General features: G+C 65.7%; 18 protein-coding genes. 10 read left to right on the top strand and 8 right to left on the bottom strand.

All coding sequences use genetic code 11. From position 1 onward, the window contains the following. The first annotated feature begins 289 nt into the window (after positions 1-289). From Q0996_RS22705 to Q0996_RS22685, 5 genes are read left to right on the top strand one after another with little or no spacing between them, the layout of a single operon-like run. The gene (locus Q0996_RS22705; protein ID WP_299625470.1) at positions 290-1,579 is read left to right on the top strand and encodes an ABC transporter substrate-binding protein; all 1,290 of its coding nucleotides are present in this window, start codon (positions 290-292) and stop codon (positions 1,577-1,579) included. Positions 1,580-1,607: 28 nt separating this feature from the next. Then, a complete protein-coding gene (locus tag Q0996_RS22700) occupies positions 1,608-2,576 on the top strand; it encodes a sugar ABC transporter permease (protein WP_322096784.1) in 969 nt (322 codons plus the stop codon). Positions 2,577-2,584: 8 nt separating this feature from the next. Further along, positions 2,585-3,418 carry a carbohydrate ABC transporter permease gene (locus Q0996_RS22695; protein WP_322096785.1) on the top strand — a complete coding sequence of 278 codons (834 nt, stop codon included), beginning with the start codon at positions 2,585-2,587 and terminating at the stop codon, positions 3,416-3,418. Further along, complete coding sequence (locus tag Q0996_RS22690; RefSeq protein WP_299625464.1) at positions 3,415-5,088, top strand: alpha-glucosidase family protein; 1,674 nt, start codon at positions 3,415-3,417, stop codon at positions 5,086-5,088. Before Q0996_RS22695 ends, Q0996_RS22690 begins: the two co-directional genes overlap by 4 nt. An 11-nt stretch (positions 5,089-5,099) precedes the next feature. Next, positions 5,100-6,191 (top strand): ABC transporter ATP-binding protein, encoded by a 1,092-nt coding sequence (locus Q0996_RS22685; protein ID WP_299625461.1) that lies wholly within the window; start codon positions 5,100-5,102, stop codon positions 6,189-6,191. A 36-nt stretch (positions 6,192-6,227) separates the two neighbouring features. On the opposite strand, the gene Q0996_RS22680 is transcribed toward Q0996_RS22685, so the two are convergent. The 5 genes from Q0996_RS22680 to Q0996_RS22660 all read right to left on the bottom strand — a co-directional run bounded on the left by Q0996_RS22680 (position 6,228) and on the right by Q0996_RS22660 (position 10,370). Beyond that, positions 6,228-6,800, bottom strand: coding sequence for a hypothetical protein (locus Q0996_RS22680; protein WP_299625458.1), 573 nt, complete (start codon positions 6,798-6,800; stop codon positions 6,228-6,230). 281 nt (positions 6,801-7,081) lie between these two features. Then, positions 7,082-7,474, bottom strand: coding sequence for a hypothetical protein (locus Q0996_RS22675; protein WP_299625454.1), 393 nt, complete (start codon positions 7,472-7,474; stop codon positions 7,082-7,084). Then, positions 7,471-8,787 carry a sulfite oxidase gene (locus Q0996_RS22670; protein WP_299625451.1) on the bottom strand — a complete coding sequence of 439 codons (1,317 nt, stop codon included), beginning with the start codon at positions 8,785-8,787 and terminating at the stop codon, positions 7,471-7,473. The genes Q0996_RS22675 and Q0996_RS22670 overlap by 4 nt, the downstream gene beginning before the upstream one ends. Positions 8,788-8,982: 195 nt before the next feature. Continuing rightward, on the bottom strand, positions 8,983-9,822 hold the full coding sequence (locus Q0996_RS22665) for an anti-sigma factor (RefSeq protein WP_299625448.1): 840 nt from the start codon (positions 9,820-9,822) through the stop codon (positions 8,983-8,985). Beyond that, on the bottom strand, positions 9,819-10,370 hold the full coding sequence (locus Q0996_RS22660; RefSeq protein ID WP_299625445.1) for an RNA polymerase sigma factor: 552 nt from the start codon (positions 10,368-10,370) through the stop codon (positions 9,819-9,821). Before Q0996_RS22660 ends, Q0996_RS22665 begins: the two co-directional genes overlap by 4 nt. Positions 10,371-10,733: 363 nt before the next feature. Here Q0996_RS22660 and Q0996_RS22655 point away from each other — a divergent pair, with 363 nt between their 5' ends. From Q0996_RS22655 to Q0996_RS22640, 4 genes are all read left to right on the top strand, one after another. Further along, positions 10,734-11,447, top strand: a complete 714-nt coding sequence (locus Q0996_RS22655; RefSeq protein ID WP_299625442.1) for a DUF2336 domain-containing protein — start codon at positions 10,734-10,736, stop codon at positions 11,445-11,447. 388 nt (positions 11,448-11,835) lie between these two features. Beyond that, positions 11,836-12,528 carry a DUF4956 domain-containing protein gene (locus tag Q0996_RS22650; protein WP_299625440.1) on the top strand — a complete coding sequence of 231 codons (693 nt, stop codon included), beginning with the start codon at positions 11,836-11,838 and terminating at the stop codon, positions 12,526-12,528. Next, entirely contained in the window at positions 12,521-13,384 is an 864-nt protein-coding gene (locus Q0996_RS22645; protein ID WP_299625437.1) for a polyphosphate polymerase domain-containing protein, read from the top strand. Before Q0996_RS22650 ends, Q0996_RS22645 begins: the two co-directional genes overlap by 8 nt. 74 nt (positions 13,385-13,458) lie before the next feature. After that, positions 13,459-14,694 carry a histidine-type phosphatase gene (locus Q0996_RS22640; RefSeq protein ID WP_299625434.1) on the top strand — a complete coding sequence of 412 codons (1,236 nt, stop codon included), beginning with the start codon at positions 13,459-13,461 and terminating at the stop codon, positions 14,692-14,694. 37 nt (positions 14,695-14,731) lie between these two features. On the opposite strand, the gene Q0996_RS22635 is transcribed toward Q0996_RS22640, so the two are convergent. The 3 genes from Q0996_RS22635 to Q0996_RS22625 all read right to left on the bottom strand — a co-directional run bounded on the left by Q0996_RS22635 (position 14,732) and on the right by Q0996_RS22625 (position 17,964). Next, positions 14,732-16,243 (bottom strand): HAMP domain-containing sensor histidine kinase, encoded by a 1,512-nt coding sequence (locus Q0996_RS22635; RefSeq protein ID WP_299625431.1) that lies wholly within the window; start codon positions 16,241-16,243, stop codon positions 14,732-14,734. 51 nt (positions 16,244-16,294) lie between these two features. Beyond that, positions 16,295-17,167 (bottom strand): PhnD/SsuA/transferrin family substrate-binding protein, encoded by an 873-nt coding sequence (locus Q0996_RS22630; RefSeq protein WP_299625428.1) that lies wholly within the window; start codon positions 17,165-17,167, stop codon positions 16,295-16,297. A 203-nt stretch (positions 17,168-17,370) separates the two neighbouring features. Then, the gene (locus tag Q0996_RS22625; RefSeq protein WP_299625425.1) at positions 17,371-17,964 is read right to left on the bottom strand and encodes a septation protein A; all 594 of its coding nucleotides are present in this window, start codon (positions 17,962-17,964) and stop codon (positions 17,371-17,373) included. Between the two features lie 233 nt (positions 17,965-18,197). Between Q0996_RS22625 and Q0996_RS22620 the strand changes: the two genes are divergently transcribed. Beyond that, positions 18,198-18,611, top strand: a complete 414-nt coding sequence (locus tag Q0996_RS22620) for a hypothetical protein (protein ID WP_299625422.1) — start codon at positions 18,198-18,200, stop codon at positions 18,609-18,611. Positions 18,612-18,720 lie beyond the last annotated feature (109 nt).

The following is an 18,720-nucleotide window of genomic DNA, read 5'->3' as shown; positions in this document are numbered from 1 at the left end:
TCCGCACGGTGTGAATCCTCGCTGCCGCTGGCGCGCCACCACGCCCGAACCGCAGCAGCATTCCTCCAGGGACGTCAGCTTCAAGACGAGCGGTGGGAGTCTCCTATTAACCACTGGTCTTGCCGGAGCCAGCCTCTTAAGGTTGTGGTGAACATCTTCCCGGCGCAGCGATGCGCTTTTCGCGCGCATCGCGAGTGCCGACAGGCTTCCTAGACGCCGCGGCAGAACGGCGTGCGGAGGGCTTGGCGTGAAGGATGCAGACACTCAAGCCAGGGAGGACAAAGAGGACATGAGGGCGATGCAACCCGGTCTGCGCGCGGCTTTTGCGGGCGCCGCGCTGGCGCTTGGCGCGGCCGTCTACCAACCGCCGGCCAAGGCGGCCGAGATCTCCATTGCCTGCGGTGCGCTGGGCGTCGAGTTTCAGCTTTGCAAGGAGGGCGCCGAGGCCTGGGCCGCCGAAAGCGGACATACGGTCAGGCTGGTCAATACGCCGAACTCCACCACCGAGCGTCTGGCGCTCTACCAGCAGCTCCTGGCCGCCGGCGCCGAGGACATCGACGTGTTTCAGATCGACGTGATCTGGCCCGGCATGCTGGCCAACCACTTCATCGACCTGAGGCCCTACAGCAACGGCGCCGAGGCGGAGCACTTTTCGGCAATCGTCGAAAACAACACCGTCGACGACAAGCTGATCGCCATGCCCTGGTTCACCGATGCCGGCATCCTCTACTACCGCAAGGACCTGCTGGAAGCGCACGGCAAGACGGTGCCCGAGACCTGGCAGGAGCTGACCGAAACCGCCGCCGCCGTGCAGGCCGCCGAACGGGCCAAGGGCAACGACAAGCTCTGGGGCTTCGTCTGGCAGGGCAAGGCCTACGAGGGCCTGACCTGCGACGCGCTGGAGTGGATCGATTCCTTCGGCGGCGGCGCCATCGTCGACGCCAAGGGCAAGATCACCATCAACAATGACAAGGCCGCCGCGGCCCTGGACATGGCGGCGGGCTGGGTCGGCACCATCTCGCCGCCCGGCGTGCTGAACTACGCCGAGGAAGAGGCGCGCGGCGTGTTCCAGTCCGGCAATGCCGTGTTCATGCGCAACTGGCCCTACGCCTGGGCCCCGGCCAACAGCGCGGATTCGCCGGTGCGCGACAAGGTCGGGGTGGCGGCCCTGCCCAAAGGCGGACCCGACGGCAAGAACAGCGGCACCCTGGGCGGCTGGCAATTGGCGGTCTCCAAGTACTCCGCCAACCCCGAGGCGGCGGCCAGCCTGGCGATGTATCTGACCAGCGCCGCCGAACAGAAGCGCCGCGCCATCACCGGGTCCTACAACCCGACCATCGCCAGCCTCTACCAGGACGAGGAGGTGCTCTACGCCAATCCCTTCTTCGGCAGCCTCTACGACACCTTCACCTCGGCCGTCGCCCGCCCCTCGAAGATTGCCGGGGCCAAGTACAACCGCGTCTCCAACGAGTTCTGGAACGCCACCCATGCGGTGCTGTCCGGCAAGATGGACGGGGCCACGAGCCTGGCGCAGCTCGAGAAGAAGCTGAAGCGGATCAGCCGTAACGAGAGGTGGTAGCAGGCCAGACGCCCAGAGGCCCGGCGCCATGACGCAACAGACGCTCAGCCCGACAGCGCCCGCCAAGGCCAAGGCCGGCGGCGCACTGTCGCTGAGCCGCAGCCGGGTGCGGGCGGCCTGGCTGTTCCTGGCGCCGATGCTGCTGGTGCTGGCACTGGTGGCCGGCTGGCCCCTGGCGCGCACCATCTTTTTCGGCTTCACCGATGCCGACCTCTCGGACCTGGCGAACTATGAGTTCATCGGCTTCGCCAACTACCTGGAATACGACGAGGGCGAGTGGTACGGGCTGCTGACCGATCCGGAGTGGTGGAACGCCGTGCGCAACACCCTGGTGTTCTCCGCGGTTTCGGTCACTTTGGAGACCGTCCTCGGCCTCATCATCGCCCTGGCGCTGAACGCCAGTTTCCCCGGCCGCGGCATACTGCGGGCGGCCATCCTCATTCCCTGGGCGGTGCCCACGGTGGTCTCGGCCAAGATGTGGGGCTGGATGCTGCACGATCAGTTCGGCGTCCTGAACGACATGCTCATGGGCCTCGGCATTCTCTCGCAGCCGGTGGCCTGGACCGCCGACCCGCAGCTCGCCATGTCCGCCGTCATCATGGTCGACGTCTGGAAGACGACGCCCTTCATGGCACTCCTGATCCTGGCCGGTCTGCAGATGCTGCCGTCCGACTGCTACGAGGCGGCGCGGGTCGACGGCGTGCATCCGGTGAAGGTCTTCTTCAAGGTGACCCTGCCGCTGATCCGCCCGGCGATCATGGTGGCGGTGATCTTCCGCCTCTTGGACGCGCTCAGGATCTTCGACCTGATCTACGTCCTCACCTCCAACAGCGCCGACACCATGTCGATGTCGGTCTACGCGCGCCAACAACTGGTCGACTTCCAGTCCGTCGGCTACGGCTCCGCCGCCTCGACACTGCTGTTCATGGTGATCGCTGTGCTGACGGTGGTCTACATCGTCGCCGGGCGTGTCAACCTGGGCGAGGGAGGGCGCTGATGCCGGCCATGGCGATCCGCAAACTTCTGCTCCGCGGCGCCTTCGTGCTGCTGCTGGTCGCCATCATTCTCTTTGCCGTCTTTCCCTTCTATTACGCCATCGTCTCTTCGTTCAAAGTCGGCTCGGAACTGTTCCGCGTCGACTACTTTCCCCTGAACTGGAACTGGGACAACTACGCCTCGGTGTTCCGCGAGCAGCCCTTCGCCCGCAACATCGCCAACTCGGTCCTGGTGGCCGCCGCCGTCGTCGCCCTCTCCCTCTTCCTCGGCATGACCGGCGCCTATGCTCTGGGCCGGGTGAAGTTCCGCGGCCGCGGCCTGTTGTTGCTGACCATCCTCAGCGTTTCCATGTTCCCGCAGGTCGCCGTGCTGTCGGGCATGTTCGAGATGGTCCGCCTCTTCGGCCTCTACAACAACCCGCTGGGCCTGATCCTCGCCAACATGATCCTCACCCTGCCCTTCACCGTCTGGGTGCTGACCACCTTCATGCGCGAAATGCCGGTGGAGCTGGAGGAGGCCGCCCTGGTGGACGGCGCCACGCCCTGGGTGATCGTCACCCAGGTCTTCATGCCATTGATGTGGCCGGCCATGGTGACCACCGGCCTGCTCGCATTCATCGCCGCCTGGAACGAGTTCCTCTTCGCGCTCACCTTCACCCTGACCAACGACCAGCGCACGGTGCCGGTGGCCATTGCCCTGATCACCGGCGCCAGCGAGCACGAACTGCCCTGGGGCAACATCATGGCGGCCTCGGTCATCGTCACCCTGCCGATCATCGCCCTGGTGCTGATCTTCCAGCGCAAGATCGTCTCCGGCCTGACCGCGGGGGCGGTGAAGGGATGACAGTGACCGGCAACGGCACAGGCACGGGCACGGGGGCCGAATGGTGGCGCGGCGCCGTGATCTATCAGATCTATCCGCGCAGCTTCCGCGATGCCAGCGGCGACGGCCTGGGCGATCTCGCCGGCATCACCGAGACGCTCGACTACGTCGCGGGGCTGGGGGTCGAGGCCATCTGGATCTCGCCCTTCTACAAGTCGCCGATGCGCGACTTCGGCTACGACATCGCCGACCACCGCGCCGTCGATCCGCTCTTCGGCACCCTCGACGACTTTCGGCGTCTGCTGGACAAGGCCCATGATCTGAACCTCAAGGTCCTCATCGACCTGGTGCTCAGCCACACCTCCGACGAGCACCCCTGGTTCGCCGAAAGCCGACAGAGCCGCGACAATCCCAAGGCGGACTGGTACGTCTGGGCCGACCCCAAGGCCGACGGGACAGCGCCCAACAACTGGCTGTCGGTCTTCGGCGGTGTGGCCTGGAGCTGGGAGCCGCGGCGACGGCAGTACTATCTGCACAACTTCCTCGCCACCCAGCCGGACCTCAATCTGCACAACACGGCGGTGCAGGACCAGTTGTTGTCCGACGCCGCCTTCTGGCTCGATCTGGGGGTCGACGGCTTTCGCCTGGATGCCGTCAACTTCTGCACCCATGATCCGGCGCTGCGCGACAACCCGCCGCTGCAGCCCGGCGAGCGGCCCACCGACGGGGTTCACCTCGACAATCCCTACGCCTATCAGCGCCATCTCTACGACAAGACCCAACCGGAAACCCTGACAATCCTGAAGCGCCTGCGCAGCCTCACGGACCGCTACGACCGCCGGGCGACCATGGGCGAGGTCAGCGGCGACAATTCCCTGGCCATCGCCGCCGACTACACCAAGGGCGGCGACCGCCTGAACATGGCCTACACCTTCAACCTGCTGACGCCGACGTTCTCCGCGGCGCACCTGCGCGCCGTGGTCGAGGAGATGGAGGGCGGCATCGACGACGGCTGGCCCTGCTGGGCCTTCAGCAATCACGACGTGGTGCGCGCGGTGTCTCGCTGGTCAAATGATGGCGACGGAGACGACGACTTTGCGCGGCTTCTGATGGCTTTGCTGCTCAGCCTGCGCGGCTCCGTCTGTCTCTACCAGGGCGAGGAACTGGGGCTGCCGGAAGCCGAGGTGCCCTTCGAGCGCCTGCAGGACCCCTATGGCAAAGCCTTCTGGCCCGAGTTCAAGGGCCGCGACGGCTGCCGCACACCGATGCCGTGGCGTGCCGCCGAGGACCATGCCGGCTTCTCGCCGGCCGAACCCTGGCTGCCCATCGACCCGCGCCATCTGGAGCGGGCGGTCGACCGGCAGGACCACGTGCCCGGCTCGCTGCTCAACGCTTACCGCGGCTTTCTCGCCTGGCGGCGGCGCCAGCCGGCGCTGCGCTGGGGCAGCCTGCGCTTTGCCGATCTCGACGAACCGCTGCTCGCCTTCGAACGCCGCCATGCCGGCCAGCAGCTGCTCGCCCTCTTCAACTGCAGCCCCGAGCCGCAAAGCGCCAGGCTGACGGCCTGGCCGGGGCTGGCAGCCCTCGACGGGCACGGCTTTGCGGCCAGCCTGGAAAACGCTAGGCTGCAGGTACCCCGCTACGGCGTGTTCTTTGGCGCCATACAACAAGCATCCGGCAACGGAGATTAGGGAGGAAGACCATGGCTGAGGTGGTCCTGACGGGAATCCGCAAGTCCTTCGGCGAGATCGAGACCATTCACGGCGTCGATCTGACGATCGCCGACCGGGAGTTCGTCGTCTTCGTCGGTCCCTCGGGCTGCGGCAAGTCGACCCTGCTGCGCCTCATCGCGGGCCTGGAGGAAATCACCGCCGGCGAGATGACCATCGACGGCGCGCTGGTCAACGAACTGCCCCCGGCCCAGCGGGGCATCGCCATGGTGTTCCAGTCCTATGCGCTCTATCCGCACATGACGGTCTACGACAACATGGCCTTCGGCCTGAAGCTGGCAAAGGCCAGCAAGGACACCATCGAATCCCGCGTGCGCCGCGCCGCCGGCATCCTGCAGATCGACCACCTGCTGGAGCGCAAGCCCAAGGAGCTGTCCGGCGGCCAGCGCCAGCGCGTCGCCATCGGCCGGGCCATCGTGCGCGAGCCCAAGGTCTTCCTGTTCGACGAACCGCTGTCGAACCTGGATGCGGCGCTGCGCGTCCAAACCCGGATCGAACTGGCCAAGCTGCACGAGGAGATGGCGGCCACAATGGTCTATGTGACCCACGATCAGGTGGAGGCCATGACCCTGGCCGATAAGATCGTGGTGCTGAACGCCGGCAACGTGGAGCAGATCGGCTCCCCGCTCGATCTCTATCATCATCCCGACAATCTCTTCGTCGCCGGCTTCATCGGCTCGCCGAAGATGAACTTCGTCAAGGGCTCGATTGCCGCCGTCGACGAGGCGGCGGTGGAGGTGGCGCTGCCGGGCGAGGTGAAAACCCGCATCGCCGTCAGGGTCGGCGACGCGCGCAGTGGCGACGAGGTCACCCTCGGCGTGCGGCCGGAACACCTGCTGGCCGGCGGCGGCGCCTCACAGTTGGTCGGCCGCGTCGATGTGGTCGAGCAGTTGGGCGATTCCAATCTGGCCTACGTCACCCTGCCCGACGGCGCGACCGTGGTGGTGCGCAGCGAGGGCGATGCCAAGGTGCGCGAAGGCGATCAGATGCCGGCGGGCCTGGACGCTGCCCAGTGCCATCTCTTCAATGCCTCCGGCATCGCCTTTCAGCGGGTGATGCAGTAGCGCGCAGCAGCGATCGCGGCTGGCGCGGCGGCCGGCTCAATCCTGCGCCGAGGCCAAGTTCAGGCGGCGCCGCAGGGAGGCGAAGCGCACGTCCTGGCTGCGCAGCTCTTCGGGCACCTGCAAGAGCAGGGCGGCCGCCTCGCTTTCGTGGCTGAGCTGCAGGTGCGCCTCGATGCGGGCGATCATCAGGTCGGTGAGATGACTGTGATGGCGCGCCGCCTCCAGCCAGGGCAGGGCGCCCTCCAGGAATTCCAGAATTTCGTGGTAGCGCGACAGGCTGCGCAGGGCGGTGATGACGAAGTGCGCGCTGCGCCCGGCGGTGTTGACATAGACCTGCGCCGGCCCGGCGCCGTGGTCCTCGTAAAGCCGCCGGCAGACCTGGTAGCAGGCCGTCGCCAGGCTGAGGCAGAGCTCCGGGTCGCGATCGCCGACATGATCGGCGGTGATCTGGTCCAGACCCACTACCGCAATGCTCGGTTCGTCCGAGCCGGCAAGCTGGATCGCCACTTCCCGGGTCATGGTCGGCGGCATGGCGGCCAGCACGGCCTGCCGTTCGTTTGGCGAGCCCTGCGTAAAGGCCCTCACGATCTTCTCGGTCGTTGCTCCCATGAACACTACCCCCGCGGCACGACAAAGCTGTCTCCAGACCGCAATCTGCGGCACCCCCCGATGCCCGAACCTGACGGAACGTCAACTGAGAGTATGAAAAGGGGCGCGTGCGGGGGCAATCGCGCCGTGGGGGTAGTTCCTTTGGGGGTAGGGCCGCGCGCCACGCTATGCGCAGATGAAGCCCGGTCTACCCCTTTTGCTCAGCAGCAGGTGGGCGTCCTCCGCCGCACCGGCGGGCAGCGGCCGGACAGCTTTGCGAATAAGGGGAAACCACGATTTATCTACTGATTGGTAGGGATCGCTTGAAAACCCGGCACGGCCTGCAGGCGGGCAGGGCGGTGGTCAACCCCGAAGTGCTCGCTGAGGTAGCTGAGAATGATCTCGCGCTCCTCGGCGTCCAGGGGCTCCATCTCCTGCTCCTCGACCATCCAGTCCAGGGTCTCGTCCCAGTCGCGGCGGGAGAGCCCCTGTTGGGTGACCAGGCGCAGGGAATGACAGGCGCCGCAGAGGTAGCCGGTTTCCTCACGGCCCGGCCCCTCGGGCCAGTCGCTGCCGAAGGGATCGTCCTCGGCCAGCGGCTGGCCCGGCGCCGTCAAAAGCCCGATCACAAGACCAGCCACCAGCATCAGCGATCCGGTCCGCCGCCGCTGCGGCAGGAACACCCGCAGCCTCATGCGCTCACAGTCACCGCGATGCGGTGCATGGAGTTGTTGAGATAGCCCTTGGGGTTCCAGTTCACGGCAAAGGGCTGCATGTGGCCCTGGTCGTCGGTCGCCCGGGCCCAGATCTCGTAGTAACCCTTCTCGGGAAAGCGGACCGTGGCACGCCAGTCCTGCCACGAGTAAGGATTGGGCGGCGCGTCGAGATCGGCTTCGATCCAGCTTGCACCGAAGTCGACGGAGATGTGCATCCTGGCGACGCTGCGGTCGCCGGCCCAGGCATGGCCGCGCACCTGCAGCTCGCGCCTATCGAGGGTCAGGTTGCTCTGCGGCGCGGTGATCAGGGACTTGACCGGCATCGACTCGATGATCTTGAAGTCCTGCTTGTCGACCTTGGTGCCGGGGGCGACGTTGTAGTACGGCACCCGGTAGGAGGTGCCTGTCATCTTGGGCCCGTCGTGCACCACATCGCGCAGTTGGATGCGCCGCAGCCACTTCTGCGAGGTCGAGCCCGGCCAACCCGGACAGATGGTGCGCACCGGAAAGCCGTTCAGCGCGGGGATCGGCTCGCCATTCATCTCGAAGGCGATGAGCGAGTGCGGTTCCATGGCCTTGGCCAGGGGCACGCCGCGGGAAATCGGCAGCTTGTCCGGATTGCCGGAAAGATGGCCGTCCATGCCGTAGTGGGCGGTGTAAATCGCGTCGCCCTTCACCCCGGCGGCTTTCAGCACGTCGGCATAGCGCACGCCGGTCCACTCCGCGTTGCCCACGGCGCCGAGGGTCCATTGGTTGCCCTTGGCCGGCGGATTGAAGCCGGCGCGGCCATTACCGCCGCATTCGATCTGCAGCTTGAGTTTCACCACCTCGAAGCGGCTGCGCAGATCGTCGAGGCTGAGTTCCAGCGGCGTGTCGACGGCGCCGTCGACGGTAAGGCGCCAGCCCTCGGCGTTCATCGCCAGCGCCATGTCCGGCACGATGCCGTTGTTGCGCACGAAGTGCCGGGCGTTGGGGGTGACCGAATCATCCAAGAGGTGGGGCGGCGTTTCGGCGTTGACCGGACGGTCGTTCAGCAGCACCAGGCCATCCTTGCCCTCGAAGAGCTCAAGCTCGGTCTCCGCCGCGAAGGCGGCAGGGATCAGACCAGCCGGCATATTCCGATGAAAGGGAATGCCCGCCCCGACAAGGGCACCCATGGCCGCAAGCCCCGCACCGCGCAGGAACCCACGCCGGTCGGCATGGGACACGCGCCCGAATACGAGATAGTCGGCGCGCTCGGGATCCTCCTCATAGAGTTCGTAAAGACCACGTTCACCCATGCGACGTGCCATCTCACTCCTCCTCTCTGTCGTGCGGGACTTTCATTGCGGCGAGCCCCCTGAACCATCGACGCAGTCATCGAAAGCGGACTGCAGGCAGCCCGCGGATAAGGGAGGAAACGCCGCCGGGCAGCGAACTATTCCAAGAAACTTCGGTTCAGCGACGAATTGCCCGACTGCGGCAGCGCCATCGGAACGCGTCCGGGCTCAGGCGCGGCAGCGTTCGCTTTCGCTGTGGCTGCGCTGCAGCGCCTGGCGCGTTTCCGCATCGAAGGTGCGCTGCTCCAGACTGGCGTGAAAGATCCGTCTGGCAATCTCGGCAAAGCGCAGGGGGTCCATGCCCTCCGCCAGCAGCAGCGTGCTGACGCCGCCGGCCTGCCAGGCCACGGCCTGACGGCCGGGGACCTGGGTTTCCGCCACGCCGAGATCCTGCATCTGCGCCGTCAGGCCGATGCTGCCGGGCAGCATGAAGAGGCTGAGGCGGCATCCCCGGGCGCCGCGGTAGCCGAGATGAAAGGACAGGCGGCCATCGATCTTCGGGCCCTGGGCGACCCGTTCCAAGACCAGACCGGCGGACAGCAGATCAGGCACAAAGGCGGCCGGGCCGACCTTCTGCTGCGCGGCGCGCAGGGCCGCCGGCTGATCCTGCGGCCGGTGCTCCGCCGCCACGTCCCACAGCGCGTGCGCGTCCCAGGCGCGGTCGGCCCAGACCTCATGCGGATGCGGCGGCGGCTTCACGAAGATCCACAGAGAGCCGACCAGCATGACCAGAGCGACGGCCGCCGCAAGGGCGATGCCGGAGCGGATCCAGGCCGCGGGGCGAGACTGGACCGCCGGCAGCGCGGCCGTCAGATCGGCCGGCGCGTCCTGGGCCAGATCCCGTGCCATGTCCTGCGTCGCCCCCTTCAGGCGGTGCAGCACGGCGAGCTGGTCCGCCAGCTCCGGGTCCCGCCCCAGGGCGGCGGCCACCTCGGCGGCGCGTTCGTCGCTCAACTCGCCGTCGGCGTAGGCGTTGAGATCTTCCCAGGTGGGCTCGTCGGGATTCACGACGCGGACCCTCCACTTGCGCGCCTCGGCAGGACGCGGACATTGCTTTCACCGAGCACCGCAAGCAGAGCATGGCGCGCCCGGCTGATGCGGCTCATCACCGTTCCCACGGGTATGGCCAGAACCTGCGCGGCTTCGCCGTAGGTGAGCCCCGCCACGTCGATCAAAGCGATGATCTCCCGGTCGCGGTCGTTCAGGCGATCCATCGCCAGCTTGACGGCGATCCGGTTGACCAGCTCCTGGTCGCAGCGCCAAAGGGCGGCCTCCTCCCTGACCTGTGGCAGCGGCGCCTCTTCACCGTCCAGTTCGACGGTCTCCGGCCGGCGCCGATCGCGCCTCAGACTGTCGATGAAACCGTTGCGCAGCACCCGGAACAGCCAGGCCCGGTAGGCCGGCTCGTCGCGCGGAACGCGCCGCGCGGAGAGCGCCTTGACGGCGCAATCCTGAACCAGGTCGCGGGCCATCTCGCGGTCTCCGGCCAGGCTGACGGCAAACCCGAAGAGGCGGTCCAGATAGGCCTCCAGCCGGTGGCTCCCCGTTTTGTGCACCCAGGTATCTCCTCTCGACGAACCGGCATCCTGACCGACATGGCGGACCGCTGACAAGCGACGCACCAGGCCGCCGCCATATCGTGCCATGTCTGCCAACCGTCCGCGGGCCACAGAGGGGGCTGCGAATTCAAGCGGTTCACGCGCGGAGGTGCCGCCCGGTCGGAAGTCCACAAAATTCCGCGATTCCCGTAAAAGTCTTGTGTCGTGGCAAGAATATCACTTGCCGGCTGCAGATACAGAGAAACGCCGGCCGCCCCCGTTAGGATCTCCTTTACGAAATCGCACCGATACTTCCCGCTCATCGGCCGGGGTTTAACCCCGGGTAAAGAAGCCTTTCCCAGGTCCGGAGCGGACGTCGCCATGCCCCCCTTCATCCGCAGACCGGACTCCGCAAGCCCACAGCCAGCAACCGCAGACGAAGACGGCGCTCTTCTACAGGCCGCTCTGCATCAGGCCCTGCGCCTGCGCGATGAAGAACCCTCACCCCAAGACGCCGCGGCGGCGGCTGGCCTGCTGCGCCAGGCCTTGCGCGACAGCGACGAGGCCGGACGGCGGCGTCTCTGCGATGCCGTCAAGTCGCTCACCGTGCTGCCCCACGACATCGTGCTCGCCCTGGCCAGCGACCAGCCCTCCGTGGCCTTGCCCTTCATTGCCCATTCGCCGCTGCTCACTGACGAGGACTTGGTGAAGCTGGTGTGGAGCGGCGATGCCAGCCAGAGGGTCACCATCGCGGCGCGGCCGGGCCTGCCGGCTGCGGTCGGCAGCGCGCTCATCGAGCTCGCCGGTGCCCGGGTGGTGCTTTCCCTCTTGGGAAACCGCAGCGCCGAGATCGACGAGGCCTCCTTGCAGCGCTGTCTCAGCCGTTTTGCCGACGACGAGACGGTGCACGAGAAGCTCGTCGAACGCGACTGGCTGCCGCAGTCGGTGGGTGACGCCCTGCTCGGTCTTTTGGGCCCGCGCCTGCGGCAGGCCCTGCTGGCGCGCCATCCGGTTTCGCCCGCCGCGGCCCAGGACGCAAGGCGCCAGGAGGGCAGTCAGACCCCCTGGTGGCGCACCCAAATCTTCTCTCATTAGAGCGCTTTCGTCGGATCGCGGGCTTCAGGAGGCTGGCGCGCCGTGCTGTCGCCCGGCGGCGGTTGTACTCCATACGGCCCGGCCGGACCCTCCAAGGCCTCGAATCTACAGAGACTGCTTAGAAACGCTCAGGAATAGGACATGAAATGGGAAGTATGGCCTAATTAACGCTCTTATTGCGGGAATAACGTATCAGTAATCAATTTTGCAACAAATCTGCCATAATTCATCTTGGTATTTTGCGAATCGCCGAAGTAACTTAAGCCAGTGGTTGAGTCACAGGTTTTCGAACCTGCGGCTTGTATTTGCGAATCAAGAACTTGGGGGGGCGCTCGCCGCAGGGGTCTTCCGGATGTTCAGATCGATCAAGTAGAGAGATGGCGCCTATATGGAAGACCTGCCGCAGGATCTGCTGACCACCCTGGAGCTTGCCCCGAGTGTTACCCTGACGGACCTGGTCCTTGCCCTGGTCACCAGTGTCGTTCTGAACTTCGCCCTGGCCTGGCTCTATATCCGCACCCATGGCGGTTACTCCTACTCCAAGTCCTTCGTCCAGGCGATCGTCCTGGTCGGCCTGATCGTGTCCCTGATCATGATCGTGATCGGTTCAGAGATTGCCCGGGCCTTCGCACTGGTCGGCGCGATGTCCATCGTGCGCTTTCGCACCCCGGTCAAGGACAGCCGCGATCTGGTTTTCATCTTCGCGGCCATCGCCGTGGGCATGGCAGCGGGAACCGGCTTCCATCTCTATGCCGCGATCTTCACCGGCTTCCTCGGCGCCGTCCTGCTCGGCTTCCATCTGCTGAAGTTCGGTGATCTCGACCATCGCTCCTACGTGCTGAAGCTCAGTCTGCAGCCCCAGGACAAGGAGGCCGTGGCGGAGATCTGCCGCCAGCACTGCCGGCACTTTGCCGTCGTCTCCATCAGCCGGGCCGGCGACGACGCGGCCACCGAGGACGTGGTCTACGAGATCGAGCTGAAGCCCCGCACCAGCTACGACGACTTCGTCGAGCAGCTGCGCAGCAAGATCAATCCCCAGTCCATCAATCTGCTGGTCGGGGAAGGCGCGGTGAATGTCTAACCGGCGCCATCCCAAGCGCGATGCCGCCATCGATCAATTGGTTCTCGGCGGCGGCGGCGCGCCCAATGGTGCCACCGCGCCGGGCGCGCTGTCCGGCCCCAGCCTGCCCCAGGCCTATACCAATCGATACGAAATCAAATACCTGGTTGCGGCGCGCGACGTGGCGCGGGTGCGCGGGGCGCTTGCCGGGCTTCTGGAGCCCGATGCCAACAACGGCGAGAGCGGCGGCTACATCAACCACTCGATCTACTTCGATACGCCGAACTACCGCTACTACAGCGAAAAGCACGAAGGCCAGCTTGCCCGCATCAAGCCGCGCCTGCGCTTCTATCGTCCGGCCTACGGCGCGCCGGCCAAGGCGACCTTCCTGGAACTGAAGGGCCGCTACGACCGCATTGTCGCCAAGCGGCGCACGGGCTTGGACCAAGGGATGGCCGAAGCGCTGCTGAACGGGGCCAGCCCCGGGGCCGTTTTCGGCGACAGCCGGGATGCCGTCGCCATGGAGTTCGCCTACCTTGCCGACCGCTTCAACCTGCAGCCCGCCACCACGGTGATCTACCACCGCGAGGCCTTCTTCAGCAGCCTGTACAAGAGCCTGCGAATCACCCTGGACAGCAGGCTGCAGTGCAGCCTCGCGACCCGGCCCGACACACCCCCGGACAGCTGCGTCGAAGGTCTTCCGGGCGGGGAAACGGTCCTCGAGGTCAAGTACAACGATCAGATCCCACGGATCCTGCTGTCCCGTTTCCATGCTCTGGGCCTGCAGCAACGCACCTTCTCGAAGTACGCCGTGTCGCTGGAACGTTGCTTCGACCAGTTCCGCAGCCGCCGCCTGCGGGCAAGCCGCACGCTCTGAGGCGACAAGACTATGGTCTTCGTTCCACAGAGCTTGCCTGCGCGTGCTTTGCGCCAAACCAATCAGGAGATTCAATGAACACTCAGCCTTTGGGTTTGAAGCAGACTGCGCGGCGGCTTACGGCTGTCCTCGGCTGCGCGGGCCTGCTGCTTCTGGGACACGCCGGCGACGTCAGATCCCAGGATGGAGCGTCGGCACAAAACGACAAGGAAACGCTCCGCGCCGCCGCCCTCCTATACCGGCACGGCATGATTTCGCCGAAGTACGCGCCGCCGAAGAACGCCACCGAATGGCCCATGGGCTTCAGCCAGCTCACCTCGCTCGGCGCGCGGCAGATGTTCGACCAGGGGGTCCGGCTGCGAAAGCGTTATGTCGAAGAGCTGGGCCTCTTGAGCGAGCGCTATCACCGCGACGAGCTCTATGTGCGTGCCAGCAACACCGAACGCGGTCTGCAATCGGCACAGATGCTGGTGCTCGGCCTCTATCCCTTGGGAACCGGTGCCGACCCCTCGATCTACGATTCCAATGCCGAGGCCGCGCCGCGCGCCGACCTGGCCTTCACGCCGGTGCCGATCCACGCCGTCGCCCTGGAAAACGACGCGGTGATGCGGCCCTGGACCGGACGCGCCGCCTGCAAGCGCTACCGCGACTTCGTCAAGCGGCTGCCCAACACCGAGCTCTACCAACAACAGGGCAAGGAGCACGAGCCCTTCCTGAGGCGCGTGTCCGCGGTCATGGGGGTCAACGAAGGCAAGAGCCCCGGTGCCGCCCTCTATCTGATCAACGAGGTCTACGAACCCCTTTCCGCAAACCTGCAGCACAACCTGCCGCTGCCCGAGGGGATCACCCGGGAAGACATGGATCGGATGCGCGCGCTGGCCGATTGGAATTATCACCATCAGTTCCTCGGTCCCAGCGTCGGCAGACTGACCGGCGGCTCTTTCGTCGGTGAGGTGCTGAAGCGTTTCGCCAGGGTCACAGAGGCCCACCCCGATGCCCGACGTCTCTATCTCTACTCGGGCCATCAGCGCACCATGCTGGGCGTCGATGCGGCCCTGGGCATCGAGACCGCGCGGACCAGCGGGCCGTTGTTCTCAGGCCGGGTTCCGGCCCTGGCCTCCCACTACGCCTTCGAGCTCCATGAGCTCTCGAAGGGTGACTTCGCCGTGCGCCTGAAGTTCGTGACCGACGAGGCCGCCCAGGCAATTCTGGTGCCCGGCTGCGACTCGGTGATGTGCCCCTTGGGAGACTTTGCCAAGGCCGTCGCCGACGCCATTCCGCGCAACTGGCGTCAGGAATGCGGCGGCTGATCACGGCACCGCGGCGCCCTTCGACAAGCAGCTCCCGCTAGCTGTAGCGTCCGCCGATCGCGACGGCTTGGGGCCGCTCCTCCGCGGCCGGCGCGTCGCTTTCGTGCTTGGCCAGGCTGGCCGGCAGGACGAAGGTCACGGTGGTGCCGATGCCCGGGGCGCTTTCGATCGCCAGCTCGCCGCCGTGGAGCCGGACCAGCGCGGCGGCCATGGGAAGCCCGAGGCCGGTGCCCTCGTGCTGGCGCGTGTAGGCGTTCTCGACCTGGCCGAAGGGCTGCATCACCGTTTCCATCTTGTCGTCGGGAATGCCGATGCCGTTGTCCCGCACCATGACCCTCAGGCCCTTGGCCGCCGACCACTGGGTGGCCAGGGTGACCTCGCCGCCAGGCTTGGTGAACTTCACGGCGTTGCTCAGCAGATTGAGGAGAACCTGGCGCAGGCGGCGCCCGTCAGCGCGCAGGATCGGCAGGCCTGCCGCCATGTCGACCACCAGGCGCAGTGAGTTCTGACTCGCCCGCTCCTGAATCAACTCGATACAGGCGACGGCCTCGGCCTCGAAGTCCACATCTTCGACGGAGAGGTCCGCCTTGCCCGCCTCGATTTTCGAGATGTCGAGGATGTCGTTGATCAGCGCCAGCAGATGTAGGCCGGAGCCATGCACCTGTTTGGCATAGTCGGCATAGCGCGGATCGCCCAGCGGGCCGAAGATCTCCATCACCATGATCTCGGAGAAGCCGTTGATGGCGTTGAGCGGCGTGCGCAGCTCATGGCTCATGTTGGCCAGGAACGAGGTCTTCGCCCGGTTGGCAGACTCCGCAAGGTCGCGGGCCTCCTCCAACTCGACTTCACGCTGGGCCTTCTGGGCCAGCAGGGCGCCGACCGACTGAACCGCCTCGTCGAGCTGCGCCAGCTCCGCCGAGGTGAAGGACGGCATCGAGCGGGGCGCCGAGAAGATGCCCAGACTGAAGCTGCGCAGGCGGTCCGAAAGGTGGTTGACCGGGCGAATGGCAAAGGCGTCCACGAGAAGAAAGATGAGCAGTGAGAGCAGCAGACAGGCGCCGCCGACCGCGGCGGCGATCAGGAAGGTGTGCTTGGCGATCTGGGCCTGCAGACGCGAATGGTCCCAGGAAAAAGTCATCCGCCCGAAGGTTTCACCGGCGAAAGCGACCGACTTGGAGATCCGGAAGAGTTCCTCCGGCTGGCCGAGGGCGCGCTGCCAGGCATAGAGCACCGTGCCGTCCTCGTTGACGATCTCGGCGGCAAAGAGATCGGGGTCGCGGACGATCATCTGGCTCATGGTCGTTTCGAGCCGCGGCAGGTCTTCGCTGATGATGTCTTCGAGGGAGGAGAGACGGATGAGGTCGAACTTCTTCTCCGCCTCCTGGGCGGCCTGTTTGGTCAGGTAGCCCTGTTCGGTGTGGCGGATGATATAGCCCGCCAGCGTGGCGAGCAGGATGGCCAAGGCCGCCAGACCCAGAAGCAGCTGTGTGCCGAGACGAAGGCGATGCCGGTGTTCGGCATCGCCTTCGGGCCCGGTAATTCTGGGCATGGAAGCATGTGGTTTCATATACCGCTTGCGGGTGCCGTCGGCCCCCCGGAGCTACTGAAACTGGGCGAAGAACTGCGGGTTCTGCCGGATGGCATCGCGCGTCGGCTCATAGTCGCTGTCGCTGCCTTCGAAGAAACCGTCGAACCGCAAGGCCTGGAGGGCAGTGCGGTCATCGACGTTCAAAAGCGCCTGACGCAGGGCATCGCGGACGCGCGGAGCCAGGCCGGCGCGGGCAACCCAGGGCCGGGTCGAGTTGGGGAAGGTCTTCAACGCCCGGATCGGAACGCCTTTCTTCACCAGCTTTTCGAAGGTGGTTTCTTCGAGGGCGCCGGCGTCGAACAGGCCCGATCCGACGGCGCGGCCGACCTTGTCATGGCGGCCGAGGTACTCGTAGCGCTCCAGGTCGCGGGCATAGAGCCCGGCGCGCATCAGGGTGAGCTGCGAGAAGTATCGCCCAAGGGTCGAGCGCTTGGAGCCAAACGCAAAGCTGTGGCCGCGGAGCTGCTCAACGCTGCTGAGATCGCTGTCGCGGTGAACGGCGATCACCCCGTTGAACGATTTCGCCCCGTTCTTGCTCTCCATCGCCAGCACCGAAAGCCCAGGATTTTCCTCCTTGGCGAAGACGTAGGAGGCAGGACCAAGGCGGGTGAAATCGACCTCGCCGTTGACGATGAGGGCGACGCCGGCTTCATAGCCCTTCACGAGCTGCATCTTGATTTCAACGTCCTCGCCCAGGATCTCCGAAGCTTCGCGGGCGATGGCATTGAGCGTGGGCCGAAGTTGGGCAACCATCGCCGAAGGCTTGTCCGGCGCGTAGGTTCCGAAGGTCAGCACCACCTTCGCTTCGACCGGCCCGGGCGCAAATCCTGTGATCGCGGCAAGGACCAGGGCGGCCGCCAGCGGGCGCAGGGCGCTCCTGCGCAAGGCTGAGAATATCATGATATGTACCCCGTCATGACACCATGGGTCTGCATGCTTAGGGGTACGTTAGGAAAGCTGCGGTTAATAAATGCTGAAAGTTACTAAGTTACCTCAAGCAGATAGAATAAACTCCAAGTCCGACAACCATGATTATTGAGGCCCGGCTCCGTAGAGCGGTCTGAAATCCAATCCAGGTCTATTTTCCTTTAATCGCTGACGCCGCCGGAGCCCTGTCCTTGCTCCTCTTCTTCCAGGTTCATCATGTGGTGACGCATGAAGAAGACTTGGGAGATCACGAAGACGAAGGTCAGCCCCATGATGCCGAAGACCTTGAAGGTGACCCAGAAGTCGGTCGACTGGGTCCGCCAAACCGCTTCGTTGAGGCCGGCCATGGCCACGAAGAACCAGGCAAAGCGGCTGGAAAGCTTGTTCCAGCCCGCCTCGTCCAGCGGCCAGGCCGAACCGAGCAGCGGCTTCAGCAGCGGACGCTTGAACAGCAGTCCGGCGAAGAGAACGGCCGCGAACAGGACCTGCACGATGGTCGGCTTCATCTTGAAGAAGGTCTCGTCCTCAAGCCAGAGCGTTAGGCCGCCGAAGACGCCCACCACGACCGCGGTGACCAGCGGCATCGGCGCCAGCCGGCGCTCGCTGAGGTAGGAAAGCGCCAGGGCCGCGGCGGTGGCGATCATGATGGCGAGGGTCGCCGTCATCAGATCGCTCAACCAGTAGACCGCAAAGAACACCGCCAGGGGCCCGTAGTCGACGGTGGGCCTGATCCAGGGGCTCGCCTTTGCTGTCATGCTCGGTCCTTTCAGTTCGACCCGCGCCTGTCGATGGTCCCACGGGGCCCCGGCGCGGCCACCTCAATATAGGCACGCCGCCAGCCGCTTGCACCCGTCCCGCCACAGCCCTGCGCAATGCCCGGGAATTAAACGAAGTTCGGCGAAAAGTCCGCAAGTCCTTAACAGCTTCTTAGAGGCTGGCGTGACATTTTCCTTGGGACTATTCAACCTGACCATGGGGCCCATTCAGAATGTTCCAGCAGTCCGCCGCTTCGGATGACGTCGCAAGCCCGGCGCAGAACGAGCCCAAAGGACCGTCGGACCCGCGAACTGCCCCGCGCGACCCCTTTCTCGAACACTATTTCAAACGCATCGATCCGCGCCTGGCGGCCAGCTTCACCCCGGATCAATGTGCCGCCATCAAGACGATGTTCGGCGCCCGCGGCGTCGCCAAGCATGCGGTCGAACTGCGCCGCTCCATCCCGATCGGCAAACGCCGCTACTACCTTGTCCTGCTGATGGGCCGCGAACGCCGGGCCTTCGGCCGGCTGTTCAGCGAAGGCGCGATCACCGGCGCTTTCAATGTTCTGGGCTATGCAATCACCGCGGCCCTGTGGCTGGTCCCTGCCGTTGCCGCGGCCTTTCTCTTGCAGGCATTCCTCTAGCCCGCACTTCTCCCCCCCTCCACGGTCTGCGTCGTGTTCAGGCGTCCGGGCCGCCAGGAGCGGTCCGAAAAGCGTAGCGGGGACTACGGTTGAGGACCGCGACGCCGCG

The sequence above is a fragment of the Pelagibius sp. genome (assembly GCF_028289705.1).
In the GTDB taxonomy this organism is placed as follows: domain Bacteria; phylum Pseudomonadota; class Alphaproteobacteria; order Kiloniellales; family Kiloniellaceae; genus Pelagibius.
The sequence above is the reverse complement of the archived record's forward strand: the minus strand, read 5'-3'. Positions and strand labels throughout refer to the sequence as shown.

Bases quoted from the DNA above. Each gene is read 5' to 3' on its own strand.
- Q0996_RS22645 (WP_299625437.1), top strand. From the start codon at position 12,521: ATGTCTAACCGGCGCCATCCCAAGCGCGATGCCGCCATCGATCAATTG.
- Q0996_RS22680 (WP_299625458.1), bottom strand. From the start codon at position 6,800: ATGGGAGCAACGACCGAGAAGATCGTGAGGGCCTTTACGCAGGGCTCG.
- Q0996_RS22655 (WP_299625442.1), top strand. From the start codon at position 10,734: ATGCCCCCCTTCATCCGCAGACCGGACTCCGCAAGCCCACAGCCAGCA.
- Q0996_RS22670 (WP_299625451.1), bottom strand. From the start codon at position 8,787: ATGGCACGTCGCATGGGTGAACGTGGTCTTTACGAACTCTATGAGGAG.
- Q0996_RS22620 (WP_299625422.1), top strand. From the start codon at position 18,198: ATGTTCCAGCAGTCCGCCGCTTCGGATGACGTCGCAAGCCCGGCGCAG.
- Q0996_RS22700 (WP_322096784.1), top strand. From the start codon at position 1,608: ATGACGCAACAGACGCTCAGCCCGACAGCGCCCGCCAAGGCCAAGGCC.
- Q0996_RS22695 (WP_322096785.1), top strand. From the start codon at position 2,585: ATGGCGATCCGCAAACTTCTGCTCCGCGGCGCCTTCGTGCTGCTGCTG.
- Q0996_RS22650 (WP_299625440.1), top strand. From the start codon at position 11,836: ATGGAAGACCTGCCGCAGGATCTGCTGACCACCCTGGAGCTTGCCCCG.
- Q0996_RS22675 (WP_299625454.1), bottom strand. From the start codon at position 7,474: ATGAGGCTGCGGGTGTTCCTGCCGCAGCGGCGGCGGACCGGATCGCTG.
- Q0996_RS22690 (WP_299625464.1), top strand. From the start codon at position 3,415: ATGACAGTGACCGGCAACGGCACAGGCACGGGCACGGGGGCCGAATGG.
- Q0996_RS22625 (WP_299625425.1), bottom strand. From the start codon at position 17,964: ATGACAGCAAAGGCGAGCCCCTGGATCAGGCCCACCGTCGACTACGGG.
- Q0996_RS22705 (WP_299625470.1), top strand. From the start codon at position 290: ATGAGGGCGATGCAACCCGGTCTGCGCGCGGCTTTTGCGGGCGCCGCG.
- Q0996_RS22635 (WP_299625431.1), bottom strand. From the start codon at position 16,243: ATGCCCAGAATTACCGGGCCCGAAGGCGATGCCGAACACCGGCATCGC.
- Q0996_RS22685 (WP_299625461.1), top strand. From the start codon at position 5,100: ATGGCTGAGGTGGTCCTGACGGGAATCCGCAAGTCCTTCGGCGAGATC.
- Q0996_RS22640 (WP_299625434.1), top strand. From the start codon at position 13,459: ATGAACACTCAGCCTTTGGGTTTGAAGCAGACTGCGCGGCGGCTTACG.